Origin of the sequence: Polaribacter septentrionalilitoris (assembly GCF_009832745.1) — a bacterium.
Lineage (GTDB): Bacteria > Bacteroidota > Bacteroidia > Flavobacteriales > Flavobacteriaceae > Polaribacter > Polaribacter septentrionalilitoris.
The window spans coordinates 1-22,708 of the sequence record NZ_VRMJ01000025.1; the positions used below are offsets into that span (position 1 = coordinate 1).

The following is a 22,708-nucleotide window of genomic DNA, read 5'->3' on the forward strand; positions in this document are numbered from 1 at the left end:
ACAGAGTAGTTAAGCCCAATAGCGCCGATGGTACTGCATTTATGTGGGAGAGTAGGTCGCTGCCTTTCTTTAATACTGAATCTTTTCAGTATATTAAACCTCATATCTTTTGATATGAGGTTTTTTTTATGACTTTTTATACCTTTTTTGTAATATATTGAAGTATTTTCGTTATCGTTAATGTAAGAATGTTTGTAGGTTAAATGAAATTTAAAAAGTTACTTTTTTTTAATTTTTTATCATGCTATTTGTCAATATACGCACAAGTTGGAGGTGAAGAAGTGTATCAATTTTTAAACCTATCTACCTCAGCAAGACAAGTTGCATTAGGAGGAGAAGTATTAACTATTTTAGATGATGTAAATCAACCTATATGGAATCCGTCAGTAATTAGTACTGATATTGATAATAAGCTTTCTGTAAATTATACAAGCTATTTGGCTGGAATAAATATTGGCTCATTATCTTACGGTAAAACTATTTCTAGAAGATTTGGAACTATCCATGGAAGTATAAAATACCTGGATTATGGGACTCTAATAGGTGCTGATGCTCAAGGAAATGAAACCGGAAATTTTAATGCCAATGATATCGCTGTTTCTATTGGTTACGCTATTAATATTCCTTGGACAAATCTTTATTTTGGATCTAATATTCGAATAATTAATTCAAACATTTCAAATTTTTCGTCTACTGGTATTTCATCAGATTTGGCGCTTCTTTATAATGATCCTTCTCAAGTATTTATAATTACTTTAGTTGCAAGAAATATAGGAACTCAAATCCAAACTTATGGTGGAGAACAAGAGAGACTTCCTTTTCGATTGGCATTAGGTGGTTCTTATCAATTAGATCATGTGCCTTTAAAATGGTATGTTACATTAGATAACTTACAACAATGGGACTTATCTGTACCAAATCCATCTGATCAAACAACAGATTTAGAGGGAAATGTAACTCAAGATGAAGTTGGTTTTATTGGTAATGCTTTGAGACATGTTGTCATTGGAGCAGAATTGTTTCCAGAAAGTGCAATAAATTTAAGAATAGGTTATAATTTTAGAAGGGCAGCAGAACTAAAACTTCAAAATGCAAGAACATTTAGTGGTATTTCTTTTGGTTTTGGTTTAAAGATGAATAAAATTAAAATAAACTATGCCTATTCTCGGTTTCATTCAGCAGTAAATGCAAGTACTTTTAGTTTGTTAATTGATTTAGATAGAAGAAGATAATATGAGTAAAAAAATTACGATAGCTATAGATGGTTTTTCATCAACAGGAAAAAGTACTATTGCCAAATTATTAGCCAAAAAATACAATTATGTATATGTAGATACAGGAGCTATGTACAGAGCTGTTACTTTATTTGCAAAACAAAATGGTTTTGTAGATAAAGATTCTCTTAAAAAAGAAGCATTAATTCAGTGCTTGGATAAAGTTACTCTTTCTTTTTGTTTTAATGATGAGTTAGGTTTTGCTGAAATGTTTTTGAATGATAAAAATGTTGAAAATGAAATTAGAACTTTAGAAGTTTCTCAATTAGTAAGTAAAGTTGCTGCTATTTCTGAGGTAAGAAAAAAGTTGGTAGCTGAACAACAAAATATGGGAAGAGATGGAGGAGTTGTCATGGATGGTAGAGATATTGGAACAGTAGTTTTTCCTGATGCTGATTTAAAATTATTTATGGCAGCATCTGCTGATAAAAGAGCAACTAGACGTTATAAAGAACTGATTGATAAAGGTGATAAAGTTAGTTTTGAGGATATTTTATTTAACGTTCAAGAGCGAGATAGAATAGACTCAACAAGAAAAGATTCCCCTTTAGTTAAAGCTGATGATGCTATTGAATTCGATAATTCTGATATGACTATTGAAGAACAATTTGAGAGAATATGTTCTTTAGTTGACCAAAAATTGGCTAAATCCTAAAAGATAATAAGTATGATTAGCCCTCATAATAGCAACATCCTTTTCTGAAGAATGAAGAAAAGATATAGAGAATAGCAGGATAAAGCTTAAAAAAATATTAAGGGATATTTAAGTATTTATGAGTTTGTAAAGAAATTTTCCATTTTGGATTTTTCATCACATACTCCACAATTTCTTCGGTCATTTTTTCTTTCTTACTCCATTCTGGTTGTAAAAAAAGTTGACATTTCTTGGGAACTTTTGCAGCTTCTTGTTCAGCAAAATCGAAATCTGATTTGTTATGAATAATCATTTTTAATTCGTCGGCCTCTTTATAAACTTCTTTTAAAGGAAGTTTTGTTTTCTTTGGGGACAGACAAAACCAATCCCATTTCCCAGAAAAAGAATACGCACCAGAAGTTTCAATGTGTGTTTTAATATTGTTTTCTTGGAGTAAATTTGTCAAATAATCCATAGACCACATTAAAGGTTCACCACCAGTTATTACTACTGTATTAGCATATTTTTTTGCATTATTAACAATAGTATCTGCTAAGGTTGGAGGGTGTAAATCTGCATTCCAGCTTTCTTTAACATCACACCAATGGCAACCCACATCACAGCCACCAACTCTTATAAAATAAGCTGCAGTTCCTGTATGAGAACCTTCGCCTTGAATGGTGTAAAACTCTTCCATTAACGGAAGCATAATTCCTTTATCTACTAAATCTTGTGTCTTATTATCCATCATCTACTTTCTGGCAGCAACTACTTCTATTTCAATTTTTGCTCCTGCAACTAAATTGGCTGCAAATGTAGTTCTTGCAGGTAGATTATCCTTAAAAAAAGAACGATAAATTGTATTCATTTTAGAAAAATCATTTATATCTGCTAAAATAACAGTGCATTTTACAACATCATTCAAAGTTAATTTATGATGATTTAAAACTGATCTAATATTTAGAATAGCTTGTTTGGTTTCAGCTTCAATGCCACCTTCAACTAATTTTCCAGTAGTATGATTTTTACCAATCTGACCAGTTAGAAAGTATATATTATCAACCTGAACAGCATCAGAATATGGAACATTTTGTCTACTTTTTTCGTGAGATTTATGATGTTTTACAACCGATTTTAATTCGTTTTTGCATGAAAAACTTAACATCAGAAATAAAAAGATTAATATTTTGAATTGTAATTTCATAAGATTTTGATTATCAGTTGCAAATATAATCAGAAAAAAAAGGATAATTTTTAATCTAAGTCTTTAAAAATCAAATGATTTTTGTAAATTTGCACTCCTTTTTACGAGAACAGATTTAAAAAAGGAATATTAGAAAACAAAATTTAAAAACATCTCTTGACGTTTTTATCGTTAAAAATCTGAATAACAGCAAGATACAAATTTTATTTTCAGAAATGTCTGAAGAAACTAAAAACACTGAAGAGCAAGTAGTTGCTACTGAAGTACAAGAAACAGCAACTCCTGCTGTTGAAGAAAAACAAGATCCACAACAATTTTTAGCTGATTTTAACTGGCACAAATACGAAGAAGGTATTGATGAAGTTGATGATGAGAAATTAAAAGAGTTTGAAGAAGCTTTAAAAGGAACAATTGGTTTTGTTAACGAAAGTGATGTAATCGAAGGAACTGTAATTAGAATTACAGACAGAGATGCAATTATTGATATCAACTCTAAATCTGAAGGAGTTATTTCTTTAAACGAATTTCGTTACAACCCTAGTTTAGCTGTGGGTGATACTGTAGAAGTATTAGTTGATAAAAGAGAAGATTCTTCTGGTCAATTAGTATTATCTCACAGAAAAGCAAGAGTAATTAAGGCTTGGGAGCGTGTTAACAATGCTCACGAAACTGGAGAAGTAGTTAACGGTTTTGTTAAATGTAGAACTAGAGGTGGTATGATTGTAGATGTTTTCGGTATCGAAGCATTTTTACCAGGTTCTCAAATTGATGTGAAACCAATTAGAGATTACGATCAGTATGTAGAAAAAACAATGGAATTCAAAGTTGTGAAAATCAACCATGAGTTTAAAAACGTTGTTGTATCTCATAAAGCACTTATTGAAGCTGATATCGAATTACAGAAAAAAGAAATCATTGGTCAGTTAGAAAAAGGACAAGTATTAGAAGGTGTTGTTAAAAACATTACTTCTTATGGTGTATTTGTTGATTTAGGTGGTGTTGATGGTTTAGTACACATTACAGATTTATCTTGGTCAAGAATCAATCATCCAAATGAGGTTGTTGAGTTAGATCAAAAATTAAATGTTGTAATCTTAGACTTTGATGATAACAAATCAAGAATCCAATTAGGTTTAAAACAATTATCTGCTCATCCATGGGAAGCTTTAAATGCTGAATTAAAAGTTGGTGATAAAGTAACTGGAGAAGTTGTTGTTTTAGCTGATTATGGTGCATTTGTAGAAGTAGAGCAAGGAGTTGAAGGATTAATTCACGTTTCTGAAATGTCTTGGTCAACACACTTACGTTCTGCACAAGATTTTGTAAAAGTTGGCGATAAAGTAGAGGCTCAAATCTTAACTTTAGATAGAGAAGACCGTAAAATGTCTTTAGGTATCAAACAATTACACCCAGATCCTTGGACAGATATTACTACTAAATACCCTGTTGGTTCAACACATACTGGTACAGTAAGAAACTATACTAACTTTGGTGTATTTGTAGAATTAGAAGAAGGTATTGATGGTTTAGTATACATCTCAGATTTATCTTGGACTAAGAAAATCAAGCATCCATCAGATTTTGTAACTGTTGGTCAAGAATTAGAAGTTCAAGTTTTAGAATTAGATGTTGAAAACAGAAAGTTAAACTTAGGTCACAAGCAAACACAAGATAATCCTTGGGATGCTCACGAAGCTACGTTTGCAATCGGTTCTAAACACGAAGGAACTATCAAAGATAAGAACGATAAAGGAGCAACTGTAACTTTACCAGGTGATGTTGAAGGTTTTGCACCAACTCGTTTCTTAGAAAAAGAAGATGGTTCTAAATTAGGTAAAGGTGATACTGTAGAATTTGTGGTTTTAGAATTTTCTAAAGAATACAGAAGAATTGTAGTGTCTCATACATCTATCTTTAAAGAGCAAGAGAAAAGAAATGTGAAAGCAGCAGTTAAAAAAGCAGCTGAAGCAGAAAAAACTACCTTAGGTGATATTGGTGGTCTTGCAGACTTAAAAAAGAAAATGGAAGCAGGAAACAAAAAGAAGTAATTCTTCTTTTATAAAAAGCTGATATGTATAATATCCGAAAGCCGTTGCAATTTGCAACGGCTTTTTTAGTTTAATAATTGAGAGATTAACGAAACAGAGAAAATAGTCAACATAAACCAACCAATAAAACCTTGAATGATTGCCAAATAACGTGGCAATCCTTTTATAGGAATTTCTCCAAAACCTAAGGTAGTAAATGTGTTTATGGATAACATTAAGGCGTTTAGCATTTTTATAAAAATATCATAAATTATAGCAACCAAAAAAGCTCCAATGAGTAAAACAGCTTTCCAAATGCGCTGATGTTTTGGTAGCTCTTGCCAAGTGCCTTTCATAATATCAATTTTACTCAAAAAAGAGGCTGATATTTTGGTGCCCGAAATGGCCCATTTATAAAGTGGGAGAGCTGTTGCTGTAAAAAATTTTGGAACTGTTTTTCCTTGTTTTTCTACCAAATTTTTAAACTCATCAAACTCTAAGAGCTCTTCTTGTTGATGGTCTAAATACACTTCATGAATGCCTGATTTTTTATTCATATAGGTAAAGAAGAATGCATATCTATTCATAATTCGCTTTCTACCATGAGAATCCCAAGAATTAGGAAATAACAAATAAATAAATGCAAAGAGTAAAATTACGTACATAGAAAAAACTACAGATTTTTCTGGTTTTGTACCATAGTCAGAAAATATTTTTAAAAACTGATTGATTCGCCATTTAAAAAATGTTTCGAAAGTAGAGTTCTGTTTATATTCCTCTCTTGATTGAATTAATAATAAGTCCTTATATTCAATATATAGCGCATTAGAGCTTTCTAAGTCTTGTTGACTTTTATAAAAATCATAATAATTAACTCTTAATTGGACTTCTTTTTTTAAGGCACTTTTATGAGATAATAAGTAAGAGTTTTTATACACTTTAATTAAAGAATCTTTCTTGTTATCTAATTTTTCAAGCCTTTTATAACTTTCAACAACTCCAAATTTTTCATTATCTCTTAATGTATGGAAAAACTCACTAAAAGAATTGCTATTAATTAGTTTATTACTAAAGTTATCCCATTCGATTTCAGAACTTTTAGACAATTTATTTATATTTGTTATCACATGTTTTGTGAATATATTATTTTTGATTTCTATGTAGCTTTTATCAGTTTTTGCAGAGTAATAAAAATATAAAATATCTTCAAATTTATTTTTTGTAAAACTGAAATAACGTCCAATATTAGTGTTATAAATACGTGCTTGATTATAGAATGTTAAATTATTGATATTTAGATAATTAAGATTTTTGCACCTGATATCACTGCCCCATACATTTAAGTTGACAGAATTTGGAATTTTCCGGATTTTTGAGTTTGTAATTCCAACTTCACCTTCATATAAATTATCTGTATTCTCATAGTCGAATATAAAAGAAAGCCCTTTTCTTAATTCGGATGAGTTTAAAATAAAATCTGTTTGTCTAATTGCTGATTCAGAATTATATCTATTCTCATTTTTTTCGATATAATTATAAATGTCGTTTATAATTGGGTCATTATTAGTTACGGTTAATGTATTTTCAAAAACACATTCATTAAAAAGGACTGCTAACGTATTTCTTAATGTAACTTTTTTTTTGAAATTTATATGATTAAAACCAAAAATGTTCAGCTCAAAATTACCTGATTTAACATTGTCAATGCTAAAACCTTCAGTTGGATATGGGATAAATTGAACATTTTGGAGTTTTAATTCTTTATTAATATATATAGTATCAATTCTATTAAAATTATTTTTATTTATAGTTATTGGTTTGTATTTGTAGATAGAATCTGAAGGTTCTTTGTATTTGACAAGTGCATTCTCTAATACAAATACAGAATCTTTTTCTTTCTCAATAAGTTTAAAGAATTCTGTGTAAGAATACTCTCTGTAGGTAAGTTTTTTTTCTTGTGTATAGCAAAATGCTGTTATAAAAAACAAGCATAGCAATAGTGCTTTTTTTAACATGGATAGGTTAGTTTTATTATAAATTAGTATGTTATTTTTTAAAATATTACAACTAATTGGTTTTTATAAAGTTACGGTTTTTTATTTTTTAAAGACTTGTTTCAGCATCTCCTCAAATAAATTATCTTTGCTTAGATAATAAAAATACAATGACACTAATAAAATCGATATCAGGAATTAGAGGAACAATTGGCGGAAAAACGGCTGATAATTTAACTCCTATTGATGCTGTAAAATTTGCTTCAGCTTACGGAGCATTTATCAAAGAAAGAAACAAAGAAAAAAATACTATAAAAGTAGTTATTGGTAGAGATGCTCGTATTTCTGGAAAAATGATTTCCAGTTTAGTGGCCAATACTTTAGTAGGTTTAGGAATTGATGTTATCGATTTAGGCTTGTCAACCACACCAACAGTAGAAGTTGCTGTGCCTTTAGAAAATGCAGATGGAGGAATTATTCTAACAGCATCTCACAATCCAAAACAATGGAATGCGTTAAAACTATTAAACGAAAAGGGAGAATTTTTAAACGGAGCAGAAGGAGAGCAGATTTTAGAATTGGCAGAAAATGAAGATTTTAAATTTTCTGAAGTTGATGATTTAGGTACATATACAAAAGATTCGTCTTATGTAGAAAAACACATTCAAGAAGTTTTAAATTTAGAATTGGTAGATGTTGATGCTATAAAAAATGCGAATTTTAAAGTAGTTGTTGATGCTGTAAATTCTACTGGAGGAATTTTTATTCCTGCTTTATTGAAGGAATTGAATGTAGAATGTGTAGAGTTGTATTGTACTCCTAATGGACAATTTCCACACAATCCAGAACCCTTAAAAGAACATTTAACGGATATTTCTGAACTAGTTGTAAAAGAAAAAGCAGACTTCGGAATTGTAGTAGATCCAGATGTAGATAGACTTGCTTTGGTTTGTAATGATGGTTCTATGTTTGGTGAAGAATATACGTTAGTAGCTTGTGCAGATTATGTTTTAGGACAATTAGGAGGTGGAAATACAGTTTCTAATTTATCATCCTCTAGAGCATTAAGAGATGTAACACAAAAACATGGAGGAACATATACTGCATCAGCAGTTGGAGAAGTGAATGTAGTTATCAAAATGAAAGAAACCAATACTGTAATTGGTGGAGAAGGAAATGGAGGAATCATTTATCCTGCTTCTCATTACGGACGTGACTCTCTAGTAGGAGTTGCATTATTCTTGTCGCATTTAGCGCATCAAAAAATGACTTGTAAAGAATTACGTGATTCTTATCCGAGTTATTTTATGAGTAAAAACAAAATTCAGTTGACTCCTCAAATAGATGTAGATCAATTGTTAGAAACTATGGCTAACAAATATGTCAACGAAGATGTAAATACTATTGATGGTGTTAAAATTGATTTTGCAGAAGAGTGGATTCACTTAAGAAAATCAAATACAGAGCCCATTATTAGAATATATACAGAAGCAAAATCTCAAGTTGCAGCAGATGCTTTAGCAGAGCGTTTTATTACTGAGATAAAAGCAATAGCAGGTATTTAAAGTGGCAGAAACTTTAAAAAGAAAAAAGAGAAGAAATTAATTTTTCTTCTCTTTTTTCTTTTTAGCCATGAGTTCTTTCCATTCTTCAAAACGGTCTTTGTGTTTAAAACGTTTGTGAGACCATAAATAGAATTCTGGTTGCTCACAGATATTTCTTTCGGTAATTTTTAGAAATTTTTCAGAAAGGTCATAGTTTTGATATTCTTTTGGGTTGTCTGTAATCAACTCAAAATCCACTTCATAATACCCTCTTTTAATCTTTTTAGCTCTATAGTTAATGACAACCAAGTCATGTTTTTTAGCAAGCATTTCTGCGCCAGTATGAACAGGAACTTTAACCCCAAAGAATTCTGCCCAATGAAATGTTTTTGGAATCATGGGAGATTGATCACTTAATAAAATATAAGCACCTTGAATTTTATTGTTAAAGTTATTATTTATCAAATTCACAAAATCTGAAGTTTTACCTCCTTTAACCCCAAATCTTTCTCTAGTTGTTCTTAGTTTCGTTTCAAAGGTTTCATTTCTTAGTTTATTATAAGCACCAAAAACATTAATGTTTAAAACTAGAGGTAAGCTAGTAGACCACTCCCAATTAGCAAGATGCGCTCCTACTAAAGCAATACTTTTGCCTTGTTCAGCAAATTTATTAACTAACTCAGGATTTTTATATTGATATCTTTTCTGAATCTCTTTTTTTGAAATTGTAAACGCTTTTACACTCTCTACAATCATATCAGTAAAATGTCTGTAAAACTTTTTGGTAATCGTTTTTATTTCTTTTTCTGTTTTTTTTGGAAAAGCGGTAGTTATGTTTTTTATAATAACCTTTTTCCGATATCTAAAAACAAAGTACATCAATACATAAAAAAAATCTGAGATTATATATAATAATCGCATTGGTAATATGGAGAGAAACCAAAGAATAGGGTATGTTATGTAGAAAATGAATCGCTGCAAAATATACTAGTAATTACTTTTTCTTTTTAGAAATCTTTAATTTCTTCCATTCTTCAAAACGGTCCTTATGTTTGAACCTTTTATGAGACCATAGATAATATTGAGGTTGGTTTTTTACAAATTCTTCAGTTAATTGTAAATATTTGTCAGTAATTTCATGCTCTTCAAGTGCTTTAGGATTCTTGGTGATTAACTGAAACTCTGTATTATAATACCCTCTTTTAACTTTAGTGGTTACACAGTTCACTACTGCCAGATCAAACTTCTTTGCTAATGCCTCTGGACCAGTAAAAACAGGAACATAGACTCCAAAAAAATTAGTCCAATAAGTAGCTGTATGTAATTGTGGAGATTGATCGCTCACTAAATTATAAACTCCTTGAGATTTATTTCTATAATCTTGATGAATTTCTCTTACACTTCTAGATGAAGGATAACAATCCATACCAAATTTTTCTCTAGAAGCCTTAACCAATTTATTAAAATAAGGATTGCTAATAGTAGTGTAAGCACTCTTTACTTTACAATTTAAAAAAAGAGGCATATTAATACACCATTCCCAATTGGCATGATGTGCTCTTGTTAAGGCAATACTTTTCCCTTCAGTGATAATATCATTTACCAATTCAGGATTAGAGTAACTATATCTTTTTTTTATTTCTTTTTCACTAATAGATAAACCTTTTATGGTTTCTATAAAAGAATCTGTAAAGTGTTTGTAAAAAGCTTTAGAGATTGCTTTTTTTTCTTTTAAAGACTTTTCTGGATACGCTAAATTTAGGTTGTCTAAAACAACATTTTTTCGATACCCAACTACATGGTACACGATTAAAAATAGAAAATCTGATTTTAAATATAAAATCCTCATAGGTAGTTTTGAAAATAACCATATAAGAGGATAAGTAATTATAAAAATAACAAAGTTCATTAACTTCTCTTTTAAGCTACAAATATCGGATTTAAATTTAAAACGCAATAGATTTACTAATCTGTTTTTAGTATGTTTGTTGTATGATGAATAATATAAATCAAGCTGTTTTAATAATCATTATTGCTAATGTATTAGTATCAATGAAAGGCTTTAAAGAGTATTCTTTCTTGGATAAATATAAATTTCAAGTTAGTAGAATTTTAGCAGGAGAAAAAATAAGAACATTAACATCTGGTTTTTTACATGTTGATTGGATTCACCTTGGTTTCAATATGTATGCACTATATTTATTTGGAGATATTGTTGCAAGAGTTTTAAATACACCAAATTTTCTGATGATCTACTTTGGGAGCTTAATAGCAGGTAGTTTGTATTCTTTATATTATCACAAAGACGAACCTTATTATAGTTCAGTTGGTGCATCAGGCGCAGTTTCTGGTATTGTGTATTCTTCAATTCTTTTATATCCAGGAATGAGTTTGTATTTATTCTTTATCCCCATACCAATACCAGGTTATATTTTTGGAGTTGGTTATCTTTTGTATTCTATCTACGGTATGAAAAAACAATTGGGTAATGTTGGACATTCTGCACATTTAGGTGGAGCAATAGGAGGTTTTGTAATTACTTTGGTATTACAGCCTATATTATTATCAACTAATAAAATATTGGTAATCAGCTTAGGAATCCCTATTATACTATTATTACTTTTTGGAAAAAAAATGAAAAATTTATAGCAATAAAAAAACCGAAACTATTTAGTTTCGGTTTTTTTGAGCGAGAGACCAGGTTCGAACTGGCGACATTCAGCTTGGAAGGCTGACGCTCTACCAACTGAGCTACTCTCGCATGGTAAAGGACTGCAAATATAAAATCATTTTTGAGTTCTACAATGATTTTTAAATAAAAAATCCCAAAAAAAAATTTGGGATTTTGTAGCGAAGACGGGATTTGAACCCGTGACCTCAGGGTTATGAATCCTGCGCTCTAACCAACTGAGCTACCTCGCCATTAGGTTTTGAGGCTGCAAATATAATTTAATTTTGCAGATTAGCAAGATGTGTTTTTAATTTTTTTTAAATAGAATTAATACCTATATTGTGAACCCAACACGTTTATAATGGATAAAGTAAAATTTGAATTAGAAATCCCTATTCATGCCTCTCCGCATATGTTATACCAATATATATCATCACCTTCAAATTTACAGGAATGGTTTGCTGATAAAGTAAATTCTAGAGGTAAAATTTTTACTTTTGAATGGGATGGTACAGAAGAACAAGCAGAGTTAATTACAAAAAAATCTGATGAAAGAGTAAGATTTAAATGGTTAGAAAGTGAGGATGATGATAGTTTTTTCGAGATTAAAATTCAAGTTGATGCTTTAACTAAAGATGTTTCTTTAATAATTACGGATTTTGCAGATGATGAAGATGAAGTTGATGAGTCTAAACAATTATGGGAAAATCAAATAGATGAATTAAAACATACTATTGGAGCTTAAGTTCTAAATAGTCATTAAATATAAACTCAACATTTTGTTGAGTTTTTTTATGCACTTATCTTTTGAAAGATTAATTTTGCAACTTTAAATTTTACAAACTATGATAAACTTTAATGGAGAATTATTGTATCCAGAAAATATAAAACTGACTTCAGAAAATAGAGGTTTTAAATATGGAGATGCTATTTTTGAAACCATTAAAGTCATTAATAATAAAGTTGTCTTTTGGGAAGATCATTATTTTAGGTTAATGGCATCAATGAGAATGCTAAGAATGAAAATCCCTATGGAATTCACTTTAGAATTCTTAGAAAAAGAAATATTGAAAACAGTTGCTGTGCAAGATGATGCTCCAACCTTTAGAGTAAGATTAAATGTTTTTCGTAAAGATGGAGGGTTATATAAACCAAAGACCAATGAAATAGCCTATTTGATTGATGTAAAAGGACATTCATCTCAAATGAAAACCACCTATAAATTAGATGTTTTTAAAGATTTTTACAATTATTCAGGGCTGCTATCCACTGTGAAAACCAATAACAGAATGTTAAATACTTTGGCGAGTATTTTTGCCGAAGAAAATGATTTGGACAACTGTGTTTTATTAAATGAAAGAAAAGGAGTAGTAGAAGTAACCAATGGAAATATTTTTGTCATTAAAGGTAATGTGATAAAAACACCAGCGCTAACAGAAGGTTGTATAAAAGGAATTGTTAGAAAGAAGTTGATAGAGATGCTTTCTAAAAATAAAGATTTTACAATCGAAGAAACTTCTATATCTCCATTTGAAATTCAGAAAGCAGATGAAGTTTTTATTACCAATGCTATTGTTGGTTTACAACCAGTAACTCATTATAAGAAGAAGACTTTTAAAACTGATATTGGTCAAAAATTAGCAAACAGTTTAAGAATTTTACAAATTGCAGGAAACTAATTTAGGTTAAAATCGCTTGGGGCATTTGCCCAAAGTTTATAATTTCCACCTTTTTCAAGTAATTTGTTTTTCCATAAATTTTCTTCATCAATAGAAAAAATATTATCAAAATTGTTTTCGGTAACAAACCAAGAATTTTGGTTCATTTCATCTTCTAATTGATCTTTACTCCATCCAGAATATCCTAAGAAGAAACGAATATCAGTAGTAGATATAAGTTCGTCATTCAATAAGTTTCTTAATGTTTCAAAATTACCTCCCCAAAAAATACCTTTTTCTACTTCAATACTATCAGGAATTAAATCAGGAACTCTATGTACAAAGTATAAATTATCTTGCTCTACTGGACCACCTTGATATATAGGGAAATTGCAATCTAATTCTGGAATTAAATCGTTTAAAGTGTATTGTAATTGTCTATTTAATATAAATCCTACAGAATTGTTTATTGAGTGCTCTGTTAATAGAACAATAGCTCTATTAAAAGAATTATCATTTAGAATTGATGGTTCTGCAATTAGTAATTTTCCTTTATGGGGTTTCATATGAATAATTATGTAACTAATGTATAAAAAATAAAGCATAAAAAAAAACTCTCTAAAATAGAGAGTTTTTGTATACCTTTAAACTAAGTCTTTTAGTTTACAGCGTCTGTTAATCCAGCACCAGCTTTAAATTTAGCTACATTTTTAGCAGCAATTTGAATAGTATTTCCAGTTTGAGGATTTCTTCCTGATCTTGCAGCTCTGTGAGAAACTGAGAAAGTTCCAAATCCTACTAAAGCAACTTTACCACCACCTTTTAAAGCAGATGTTACATTAGAAGTAAAAGACTCTAAAGCTGCCTTAGCTGCTACTTTAGAAATTCCTGCATCTGCAGCCATTGCATCGATTAAATCTGACTTGTTCATAATAAATTGATTTTTAAAATTATTGAATAAATATTTTTTGCTTAATAGCTTAACAAATATAGACGGATTAAGGGTTTATGCAAATTTGAAGCCTAAAAAAGCACTCTTTTGTTGATAAATGGCGGTAAATTGTTAATAAAGGTACTTGGAAAATACAAAAAACGCTAAAAACCTTACGAATAAAGGGTTTACATCATTTTTACATCTTTAGAAAAAGAAAAGCCATTTAATAAACTTTTTGAATCCATTTTTTTCTTACCAGAAAGTTTAATTTCATCTATGATAATAAAACCGTTTTGAACAGCAACTTTTAGCTCTTTTTTAGAAGTAATTAATTTTCCTATTTCAAAACGATGGTCTTCTTTTTCTTTTCTGATAGCATAAACCTTAGCTAATATTTTTTCATTGTTATTATATATATAGGTCCAAGCTGTAGGAAAAGGATTTAATCCTCTAATTTTATTATAAATATGGTCTAATGAATCGTTCCAGTTAATTTTAGTGTTTTCAGGATTTAGTTTTGGAGCAGATTTTTCTTCTAACTCAGGTTGTTTAATAGTAGTAACTTTATTGGTAGCAATCAAATCAACCGTTTTTGAGACCAATTGAGCTCCTGTATGCATCATTCTGTCATGCAAACTTCCCACAGTTTCTTCTTCAGAAATATCAATTTCATCTTGTAAAATAATTTCTCCAGTATCAATTTTATCATCAATAAAAAAAGTAGTTACCCCTGTTTTAGTTTCACCATTTATAATTGCCCAATGAATGGGAGCAGCACCTCTATATTGAGGAAGTAAAGAAGCATGTAAATTAAATGTACCATATTTAGGCATTTGCCAAACTATTTTGGGTAACATTCTAAAAGCAACAACAATTTGTACATCTGCTTGTAAACTTTTTAGTTCGTCAACAAAATCTTTATTTTTTAAGTTTTTGGGTTGCAAAACTGGTAAGTTTATAGATTTTGCATACTTCTTAACTGCAGATTCGTTTACTTTTCTTCCTCTACCAGAAGGTTTATCTGTAGCTGTAATAACACCAACTATAGTATAATTATTTTCTACTAAATGCTTTAAAATGGTAACTGCAAAATCTGGAGTACCCATAAAAACGATGCGTAAATCTTTCATAATATTAGTTAAGTCGGTATTTGTTCTGATGATTAATGCTGATTTTATTTTCTGATAATAAATTACGCAAATGTATTAAAATGTCTTTTTCATTCACGTTTAAATATTGAGTCATTTCTGAAGAGGATAAACTTTCTTTATTTTCTAAAAGTTGAAGTATTAGTAAAGAAACATCTTGCTGAACTTTTCTTTTTTTACGAATACATACATCACAAATGCCGCAATTTTGTGATGAATCTTCATCAAAATATTTTAAAACCTGGATACTTCTACATACTTTATCATTTCTAACAAAGTTGATGAATTCTGCTGTTTTATTTTTTTTCTGATGAATATATGCTTTGATTTCTTTTGTGCTTTTATTTATCGTTTTGTCATCTTCTCTTGGCATGATAAAATTTATAGAAACATCAGAAGTTGCTGCTTTGTAAGTAATAATTTTATCTTCTTCCAATTTTTTTAATTCTTCAAAGACTTGTTGAGAAGTAATTCCTGCTTTTTTGGCAATAAAGTATTCATTAACTTTCGTTTCTTGCTCAAAAAGTCCACCATATGTTCTTAAAATTATATCAATAAATTTTTTTTGTTTGACATTTTTGTTTGAGTAGTTTAAGACAGCATTACTAGAAACCATAAATTGTAAAGTAGATTTTTGATTAAAGTTACTGTCTATTTCAAGAATTCCGTTGTTAGATAAAATTTTTAGTACAACATCAACTTTTAGAGTACTGAAATTGTATTTTTTACAAAAATCTTTAAAGTTAAAGCTGTAAGATTCTAAAGGTAATTCTCCATAAGCAATTTGAAAGTGTTGGTATAAGCTTTTTAAAATAGACTTTATTTCTTTAATGTTTGGAGTCGAATTTTCTGTTTGTTGCTCTAATAAAGTAATATCATTTTCATGATACAAAAGTGCTGCAAAAGATTTTTGTTGGTTTCTACCAGCTCTACCTGTTTCTTGAATGTAGTTTTCAATACTTGTTGGCAAATTATAATGAATTACCAAACCAACATTGGCTTTGTCTATTCCCATTCCAAAAGCATTTGTAGCAACAATTATTGGAGTTACTTCATTCATCCAATTGTCAAAAGCAACTTGTTTTTCAGCATTGGTTAATCCGCCATGATAAAAAGAACTCTTGTATCCATTTGCATTTAAAAAATTAGCAATTTCTACAGTTTTTTTTCTTGAATTTACATAAACAATTGCTGGCGTTTTTGTTTTAGTGAAAATCTGAATTAAGCGTTGTAATTTATCTTCAATTTTAAAGATTTGATAGGCTAAATTTTCTCTATAAAATGATTTTTTATAAATTTTTGCCTTTTTAAACTCTAAACTTGTTGAAATGTCTTGCAGTACTTTTTTATTAGCAGTTGCTGTTAACGCGATAAAAGAAACCTCAGGTTTTAAGGTTCTTAAAGTTTTAATGCTTCTATATGATGGTCTAAAATCATGTCCCCACTCAGAAATACAATGTGCTTCATCAATTGCAAATAGGTTGATGTTGAGTTCTTTAATTTTTTGCTGAATAAATCTTGATTGCAATCGTTCTGGAGAAATGTAAAGAAACTTGTAATTTCCAAATTTAATATTGTCAAAAAGCGTAATCATTTCATCTTGAGTTACCCCAGATGGAATTGTTGCTGCTCTAATGTTTCTTTGTTTTAAATGATCTACTTGATCTTGCATTAAAGCAATTAGAGGTGAAATTACCAAACAAATACCTTCATGGATTAAAGCAGGAACTTGAAAACAAATTGATTTTCCACCACCAGTTGGTAATAAAGCAATAACATCATTTTTGTTTAAAACACTTTCTATAATTTCTTTTTGAGGATGTCGAAAATCTTGATATCCCCAATATTGATCTAGTATTTCTTTAGCTGATTTTAACATTAAATTAAAGAAAGTTCATTTAAGATATAATTTGCTCTTTCTTCTATAGTTCCGAAAGGAACCGTTTTAATATTGTATTTTAAATTGCTGTAAGCTTTTAGGATGTGTTTGTCTATTTCTTGAGATTCTTCAAAGCTTTCATAACGTTCGTTATCTGTGGTATGAATCATTCTCCATGGAGAAAAATGAAAAATTATATCGTATTTGTATTCATTACTTTTTTCGATAAAAGTTTTTGGATACTCTGTATTAAAGTATTCCATATAGGCATGTACATCTGGAATTCCTCTATCAAAAAAAACAACGTTCTTCTTACTCTCATTAGCTTTTAGGTATTGATGTTCTCTACCTTCTAATAATTTTTCACTAAATAGTAATGGTTCAGTTAAAAAAAGTTGGTCTATACCTTGTTCTTTAGCTTTTAAGGTTACTTCTCGAGAAATTTCATCCATACAGAAAAATCCTCTATTTTTAAGTTCGTTTAATACAGATGTTTTTCCGGTTCCTGGACCGCCAATAAGCACAATTTTTTGCTGCATATCACAAAAATAAATCATTCCCTTAATAAAACTAATTTTTAATGTAATTTTGTAGACTTTCATTTGGCAGGTAATTTGCTAAGAAATTTAAATTATGAGTAAAAAAGAAGAATTTTATACCAAATTAAAAAGTCAGTTAGAAGATACTACTTCTTTTCCTGCAGATTATATGTATAAGTTTATTGTACCTTCTAATGAAAATCAGGAAGCAGAAGTACAAGACATGTTTAATAACAAAGGAGCAGTTATCACAACAAAAAAATCTAAAACAGGAAAATATATAAGTGTTTCTATCGTATTAAAAGTACAAGACTCAAAAGAAGTTATATCTTATTATAAAAAAGCAGAAAAAATTAAAGGAATCATTTCGTTATAAATAAATTAGTTTATGAAAAAAATAGTTTTATTATTTGTTTTAAGTATTTCAATATCAGTTTTCTCACAAAAAAAAGATAAAGTTCTAGTAACTATTGATGGAGAAAAAACAACAGTTTCTGAATTTAAAAGAATTTATGAAAAAAATCTAGATGCCATAGATGATACTGAAGCTAAAGATGTTACAAAAAATTTAGAATTGTACATTAACTATAAATTAAAAGTTAGAGAAGCATACAGTTTACAATTAGATACACTGCCATCTTACATAAGAGAAATGGAAACCTATAAAAACCAGCTTTCTGCCCCTTATTTACAAGATACTACATTTATTGATAAATTAGTGAAAGATGTCTATTACAGAACTAAAAATGAAGTAAAAGCAAAACATATTTTAATCCGTGTGCCAAGAGATGCATCACCAAAAGATACTTTAACAGCATACAATAAAATTATAAAAATTAGAAACAGAATTGTAAATGGAGAGAATTTTGAGAAAGTTGCTGCTGAAACATCAGAAGACCCATCTGCAAAAGGAGATCCAAAATTAGGAAGAAAAGGAAATGGAGGAAACTTAGGTTATTTTTCTGCTTTTAATATGGTATATCCTTTTGAAGAAGCTGCTTACACAACAAAAGTAGGAGAGGTTTCTCAACCATTCAAAACTAGATTTGGATATCATATTGTTCAAGTAGATGATTTTAAACCCTCTGCTGGAGAAATTGAAGCAGCTCATATTTTAGTTAGAGACACAACTGCGCTTGGTAAAAGTAAAATAGATAGTATTTATCAAAGAATATTGTCTAAAGAAACTTTTGAGGAACTAGCAAAACAATATTCAGAAGATCCAGGTTCAAAAAATAATGGAGGTAAATTAGGAAAATTTAAAGCTGGTAGAATGGTAAAACCATTTTCTGATGCAGCTTTTGGTTTACAAAATGAAGGAGATGTTTCTAAACCTTTTAAGACTCGTTTTGGATGGCATATTGTAAAACTGATTAAAAAACATCCAATTAAACCTTTTAATGAGATAAAAAAAGAACTAAAAAATAAAGTAAAGAAAAGTTCTAGAATGCAATTGTCTGATCAGGCAGTTATCAACAAGTTAAAAAGGAAATATAACATACAAGAGAATGAAGATTCTAAGAAGATTTTAGATAATCCTAAATTAAGATCAATTGCTAAAGATTCTCTTCAAAATACATTATTTAGTATCAATGATAAAAAAATCATTCAAGAAGATTTTATAAAATATATTAGAAACAGAAGACATAAACCTGTTTTTGTTCTTTATGATGATTTTAAAAATCAAGAAGTGTTAACATATTATAAAGACAATTTAATATACACTGAACCAGAATATGCTTATACATTAAAAGAGTATCAAGATGGTTTACTTTTATTTGAGTTAATGCAAAAAAAAATATGGAATAAATCAAGTAAAGACACTATAGGATTACAAAAATATTTTAAGAAAAATATGAGTAATTACAAATCTAAAGAATTAAAAGAGGTGAAAGGTCAGGTAATTAATGATTATCAAAACCATTTAGAGAAAAACTGGATTTTAGATTTGAGAAGAAATAGTAAAATTAATGTTAAAAAAAGACAACTTAAAAAATTAATTAAATTTTACGCCAAAAAATAGATAATGAGGTATTTATTAGCAATATTAATTTTTCTTATTCTTTTTACTTCCTGTGATATATTTACATTACAAGAAAAAGAAAATGTAAAATCTGATATTATAGCAATAGTAAATACAGAGAAATTATTTAAAGATGATATTAAATCTATTATTCCATCAAATGTCACAAAACAAGACAGTATTATTATTGTTAAAAGTTATGTAAAAGACTGGGCAGTACAAAGATTATTGTTAGACAAAGCTAAAAATAACAGCTCTTTAGAAGTAGTTAATGAAATAGATGAATTGGTAAAGGATTACAAAGAAAGTTTACTTATTAATAGTTATAAAGAAGAGTTGGTAAAACAACGTTTAGATACCTTAATTACTGAAAGTGAAATCGACTCTTTTTATAAAGTTAATAAAGAGAATTTTAAGTTAAATGAAGAGTTAATTAAAATAAGATACCTTCATATTTCAGAGAATATTAATGATATAGATGAGATATTAAAACTTTTTAAGTCAGATGATATTTTAGATTTAGAAGATCTAGAAAAACAAGAGTTGAGTTTTAAATTTCATCAATTTAATGATTCAGTTTGGACAGCAGTAGATAAGGTTTTGTTAAAACTTCCTTTTTCTAAAGAAAAATTGTTAAAAAAAACAAAATTCATTCAAAAACAAGATTCTTTAGGTTTATATTTGGTCGCTATAAAAGACGTTTTACCACGTAATGAAATAGCCCCTGTAAGTTATATTAAACCAACAATTAAACAAATGATTTTACACAGGCGTAAGATCGAGTTAATTCGAGAAATCGAAAAAATAATAGTAAAAGATGCCATACAAAACAACAATTTTAAAACATATTAAATTCCACTTCTTATTATTTATTATAGGATTTTCATTTTTATCAACATCAGCTCAAAAAATAAAAATTGATGGAGTAGCTGTAGTAGTAGGTAAAAATATTGTTCTTGATTCAGATATCGAAAAATTTAAACAAGAAGTAGATCTAAGAAGCGAAGGTAAAGTTCAAATTTCTAATTGTGAGATGTTAGAAGAACTAATGCAACAAAAACTATTATCACATCACGCTGTAGTAGATAGTGTTGTTGTTTCTGATGTTGAGGTTTCTTCTAGGGTAGAAAGAAGTATCCAATACTTTACCCAACAATATGGTAACATAGAAAAAGTAATTAAAGCTTATGGTTTTAATGATTTAGATGATTTAAAGAAAGAACTAACTACAGTTCAAAAAGAAAATCTTTTAATTGAAAAAGAACAACAAAAAATTACAGAAAAAATTGATGTTACACCAGAAGAAGTTCGTTTGTATTTTAACGGTTTAAAAGAAAAAGGAGAATTACCTCAGTTTCCTGCAGAAATTGAATTGGCTCAAATTGTTCTTAAAGGAATCCCAACCAAAGAAGAAAATGAAAGAATAATTACAAAATTAAATGAACTCAAGAAACAAATTGAAGATGGAGCAAGTTTTAAAATGAAAGCGATTATAAATTCTGAAGATCCTGGAGTTACTCAAAATGGAGGAATGTATCCAGTAACAAAAGAATCTAACTTTATCAAAGAATTTAAAGAAATGGCCTTTACCTTAGAAATAGGTCAAGTTTCTAAACCATTTAAATCAGATTTTGGATATCATATCATGCAACTACATGAGATAAAAGGAAACACAAGAATTGCATCTCATATATTAATGCAGCCAAAAGTTTCTGATGATAAAATGAACGAAATCAAAGATAAAGCAACTTCTATCATAAAAGATATTAGAGAAGGTAAGATTACTTTTGAAGAAGCTGTAAAAAAAAATTCTATGGATGATGAAACTAAGAATAGTGGTGGATTGATATTAAATCCATCTACTGGAGAATCTCGTTTTGAATTGACTAGAATGGATCCTGCATTTTATGCAAGAGTTAATGATTTAAAAAAAGGAGAAATGACTGACCCTTTTTATGATGAAAATAGATCTGGTGTAAAAATGTTCAAGTTTATTTTAATGAAAGATAGAACAGATACTCATATTGCAGATTTGGTTGACGATTATGTAAAAATTCAACAATTAGCCCTTCAAAAAAAGAAAGAGGAAACTATAACCAAATGGTCTAGAGAAAAAATTAAAGACACATATATAAAAATAGGAAGTGAGCACGGAAAGTGTGAATTTCAAAAAAATTGGAAAAAAGAAACAAACAAATAATGTCTGACGTTAAAGCAGTTCATGATTTAGTAGAGAAATACAATTTACTTAAATCAGAAATAGGAAAAGTAATTATTGGGCAACAAGAAGCTGTTGATTTTACACTATTATCTATTTTTTGTGGAGGTCACTCTTTATTAATAGGTGTTCCAGGTCTAGCTAAGACTTTATTAGTAAATACTGTTTCAAATGCTTTAGGATTGAGTTTTAATAGAATTCAATTTACACCAGACTTAATGCCTTCAGATATTTTAGGGAGTGAGATTTTAGATGAAAACAGACATTTTAAATTTATTAAAGGCCCTATTTTTTCGAATATTATTTTAGCAGACGAAATTAATAGAACTCCACCAAAAACTCAAGCTGCATTATTAGAAGCAATGCAAGAACGCTCAGTAACAGTTTCAGGAAATCATTACAAATTAGATTTACCATTTTTTGTTCTAGCTACTCAAAATCCAATTGAACAAGAAGGTACATATCCTTTACCAGAGGCTCAGCTAGATAGATTTATGTTTTCGATCTCATTAGAGTATCCTACATTCGAAGAAGAAGTACAAGTTGTAAAGAATACAACAAGTATTAATACACAAAAATTAAATTCTCTTTTTACTCCAAAAGAAATTATTGAAGTACAACAACTCGTTCGCAAAGTACCTGTTGCAGATAATGTAATTGAATATGCAGTAAATTTAGTGGGTAAAACTAGACCAAAATCAGACAAAGCTCCAGAAATAGTAAAATCTTTTTTAGATTGGGGAGCAGGACCAAGAGCATCACAGAATTTAATTTTAGCAGCAAAAGCAAATGCAATTGTAAACGGTAAGTTTTCTCCAGATATAGAAGATGTAAAAGCTGTTGCAATACCAATTTTATCTCACAGAATTATTAAGAATTATAAAGCAGAAGCAGAAGGTATTACCCTCTCTAATATTATAAACTCCTTATTATAAGAATAGTACTGTTTAAATTTTCAAAA

The 22,708-nt window shown here is 29.0% G+C and carries 22 protein-coding genes and 2 tRNA genes; 12 read left to right on the top strand and 12 right to left on the bottom strand.

Annotated features, from left to right (window positions below; translation table 11 throughout):
- The first annotated feature begins 203 nt into the window (after positions 1-203).
- The gene (gene porQ, locus FP421_RS04490) at positions 204-1,232 is read left to right on the top strand and encodes a type IX secretion system protein PorQ (RefSeq protein ID WP_159948044.1); all 1,029 of its coding nucleotides are present in this window, start codon (positions 204-206) and stop codon (positions 1,230-1,232) included.
- 1 nt (position 1,233) lies between these two features.
- On the top strand, positions 1,234-1,929 hold the full coding sequence (gene cmk / locus FP421_RS04495; RefSeq protein WP_159948046.1) for a (d)CMP kinase: 696 nt from the start codon (positions 1,234-1,236) through the stop codon (positions 1,927-1,929).
- Positions 1,930-2,026: 97 nt separating this feature from the next.
- On the opposite strand, the gene FP421_RS04500 is transcribed toward cmk, so the two are convergent.
- Both FP421_RS04500 and FP421_RS04505 read right to left on the bottom strand, forming a co-directional pair.
- Positions 2,027-2,656 (bottom strand): 7-carboxy-7-deazaguanine synthase QueE, encoded by a 630-nt coding sequence (locus tag FP421_RS04500; protein WP_159948546.1) that lies wholly within the window; start codon positions 2,654-2,656, stop codon positions 2,027-2,029.
- A gap of 3 nt (positions 2,657-2,659) precedes the next feature.
- On the bottom strand, positions 2,660-3,112 hold the full coding sequence (locus FP421_RS04505) for a RidA family protein (RefSeq protein ID WP_159948048.1): 453 nt from the start codon (positions 3,110-3,112) through the stop codon (positions 2,660-2,662).
- Between the two features lie 215 nt (positions 3,113-3,327).
- On the opposite strand from FP421_RS04505, the gene rpsA reads away from it, so the two are divergent.
- Entirely contained in the window at positions 3,328-5,160 is a 1,833-nt protein-coding gene (gene rpsA / locus FP421_RS04510; RefSeq protein ID WP_159948050.1) for a 30S ribosomal protein S1, read from the top strand.
- 65 nt (positions 5,161-5,225) lie between these two features.
- On the opposite strand, the gene FP421_RS04515 is transcribed toward rpsA, so the two are convergent.
- A complete protein-coding gene (locus tag FP421_RS04515; protein ID WP_159948052.1) occupies positions 5,226-7,154 on the bottom strand; it encodes a potassium channel family protein in 1,929 nt (642 codons plus the stop codon).
- A gap of 149 nt (positions 7,155-7,303) precedes the next feature.
- Here FP421_RS04515 and glmM point away from each other — a divergent pair, with 149 nt between their 5' ends.
- Positions 7,304-8,698: a phosphoglucosamine mutase gene (glmM, locus tag FP421_RS04520; RefSeq protein ID WP_159948054.1), complete on the top strand. Its 1,395-nt coding sequence runs from the start codon at positions 7,304-7,306 to the stop codon at positions 8,696-8,698.
- Positions 8,699-8,734: 36 nt separating this feature from the next.
- Here the strand turns inward: glmM and FP421_RS04525 are convergent, their stop codons facing one another.
- Complete coding sequence (locus FP421_RS04525; RefSeq protein ID WP_159948056.1) at positions 8,735-9,658, bottom strand: lysophospholipid acyltransferase family protein; 924 nt, start codon at positions 9,656-9,658, stop codon at positions 8,735-8,737.
- 13 nt (positions 9,659-9,671) lie between these two features.
- On the bottom strand, positions 9,672-10,586 hold the full coding sequence (locus FP421_RS04530) for a lysophospholipid acyltransferase family protein (RefSeq protein ID WP_159948058.1): 915 nt from the start codon (positions 10,584-10,586) through the stop codon (positions 9,672-9,674).
- 83 nt (positions 10,587-10,669) lie between these two features.
- On the opposite strand from FP421_RS04530, the gene FP421_RS04535 reads away from it, so the two are divergent.
- Positions 10,670-11,326: a rhomboid family intramembrane serine protease gene (locus FP421_RS04535; RefSeq protein ID WP_159948060.1), complete on the top strand. Its 657-nt coding sequence runs from the start codon at positions 10,670-10,672 to the stop codon at positions 11,324-11,326.
- 39 nt (positions 11,327-11,365) lie between these two features.
- Here FP421_RS04535 and FP421_RS04540 read toward each other — a convergent pair.
- Both FP421_RS04540 and FP421_RS04545 read right to left on the bottom strand, forming a co-directional pair.
- Positions 11,366-11,438: transfer RNA gene (locus FP421_RS04540), tRNA-Gly, on the bottom strand.
- 87 nt (positions 11,439-11,525) lie between these two features.
- Positions 11,526-11,599: transfer RNA gene (locus FP421_RS04545), tRNA-Met, on the bottom strand.
- 110 nt (positions 11,600-11,709) lie between these two features.
- Here FP421_RS04545 and FP421_RS04550 point away from each other — a divergent pair.
- Together FP421_RS04550 and FP421_RS04555 are read left to right on the top strand one after the other, a co-directional pair.
- Positions 11,710-12,093, top strand: coding sequence for an START-like domain-containing protein (locus FP421_RS04550; protein ID WP_159948062.1), 384 nt, complete (start codon positions 11,710-11,712; stop codon positions 12,091-12,093).
- A gap of 100 nt (positions 12,094-12,193) precedes the next feature.
- Positions 12,194-13,027: an aminotransferase class IV gene (locus FP421_RS04555; protein WP_159948064.1), complete on the top strand. Its 834-nt coding sequence runs from the start codon at positions 12,194-12,196 to the stop codon at positions 13,025-13,027.
- Here the strand turns inward: FP421_RS04555 and FP421_RS04560 are convergent.
- From FP421_RS04560 to FP421_RS04580, 5 genes are all read right to left on the bottom strand, one after another.
- Positions 13,024-13,572 (bottom strand): YqgE/AlgH family protein, encoded by a 549-nt coding sequence (locus FP421_RS04560; RefSeq protein ID WP_394350682.1) that lies wholly within the window; start codon positions 13,570-13,572, stop codon positions 13,024-13,026. The two genes, FP421_RS04555 and FP421_RS04560, sit on opposite strands and share 4 nt — an antisense overlap.
- A 92-nt stretch (positions 13,573-13,664) precedes the next feature.
- Positions 13,665-13,937, bottom strand: a complete 273-nt coding sequence (locus FP421_RS04565) for an HU family DNA-binding protein (RefSeq protein WP_159948066.1) — start codon at positions 13,935-13,937, stop codon at positions 13,665-13,667.
- 188 nt (positions 13,938-14,125) lie between these two features.
- Complete coding sequence (gene fmt, locus FP421_RS04570) at positions 14,126-15,070, bottom strand: methionyl-tRNA formyltransferase (RefSeq protein ID WP_201288796.1); 945 nt, start codon at positions 15,068-15,070, stop codon at positions 14,126-14,128.
- A 4-nt stretch (positions 15,071-15,074) separates the two neighbouring features.
- Positions 15,075-16,967, bottom strand: a complete 1,893-nt coding sequence (locus FP421_RS04575; protein ID WP_159948068.1) for a RecQ family ATP-dependent DNA helicase — start codon at positions 16,965-16,967, stop codon at positions 15,075-15,077.
- Positions 16,967-17,569 carry an ATP-binding protein gene (locus FP421_RS04580; RefSeq protein ID WP_317163316.1) on the bottom strand — a complete coding sequence of 201 codons (603 nt, stop codon included), beginning with the start codon at positions 17,567-17,569 and terminating at the stop codon, positions 16,967-16,969. Before FP421_RS04580 ends, FP421_RS04575 begins: the two co-directional genes overlap by 1 nt.
- A gap of 31 nt (positions 17,570-17,600) precedes the next feature.
- Between FP421_RS04580 and FP421_RS04585 the strand changes: the two genes are divergently transcribed.
- From FP421_RS04585 to FP421_RS04605, 5 genes are read left to right on the top strand one after another with little or no spacing between them, the layout of a single operon-like run.
- Complete coding sequence (locus FP421_RS04585) at positions 17,601-17,882, top strand: DUF493 family protein (RefSeq protein ID WP_159948070.1); 282 nt, start codon at positions 17,601-17,603, stop codon at positions 17,880-17,882.
- Between the two features lie 12 nt (positions 17,883-17,894).
- A complete protein-coding gene (locus FP421_RS04590) occupies positions 17,895-19,529 on the top strand; it encodes a peptidylprolyl isomerase (RefSeq protein ID WP_159948072.1) in 1,635 nt (544 codons plus the stop codon).
- Between the two features lie 3 nt (positions 19,530-19,532).
- On the top strand, positions 19,533-20,381 hold the full coding sequence (locus tag FP421_RS04595) for a hypothetical protein (RefSeq protein WP_159948074.1): 849 nt from the start codon (positions 19,533-19,535) through the stop codon (positions 20,379-20,381).
- A complete protein-coding gene (locus FP421_RS04600) occupies positions 20,347-21,729 on the top strand; it encodes a peptidylprolyl isomerase (protein WP_159948076.1) in 1,383 nt (460 codons plus the stop codon). The genes FP421_RS04595 and FP421_RS04600 overlap by 35 nt, the downstream gene beginning before the upstream one ends.
- Positions 21,729-22,682: an AAA family ATPase gene (locus tag FP421_RS04605; protein WP_159948078.1), complete on the top strand. Its 954-nt coding sequence runs from the start codon at positions 21,729-21,731 to the stop codon at positions 22,680-22,682. Before FP421_RS04600 ends, FP421_RS04605 begins: the two co-directional genes overlap by 1 nt.
- Positions 22,683-22,708: the final 26 nt, after the last annotated feature.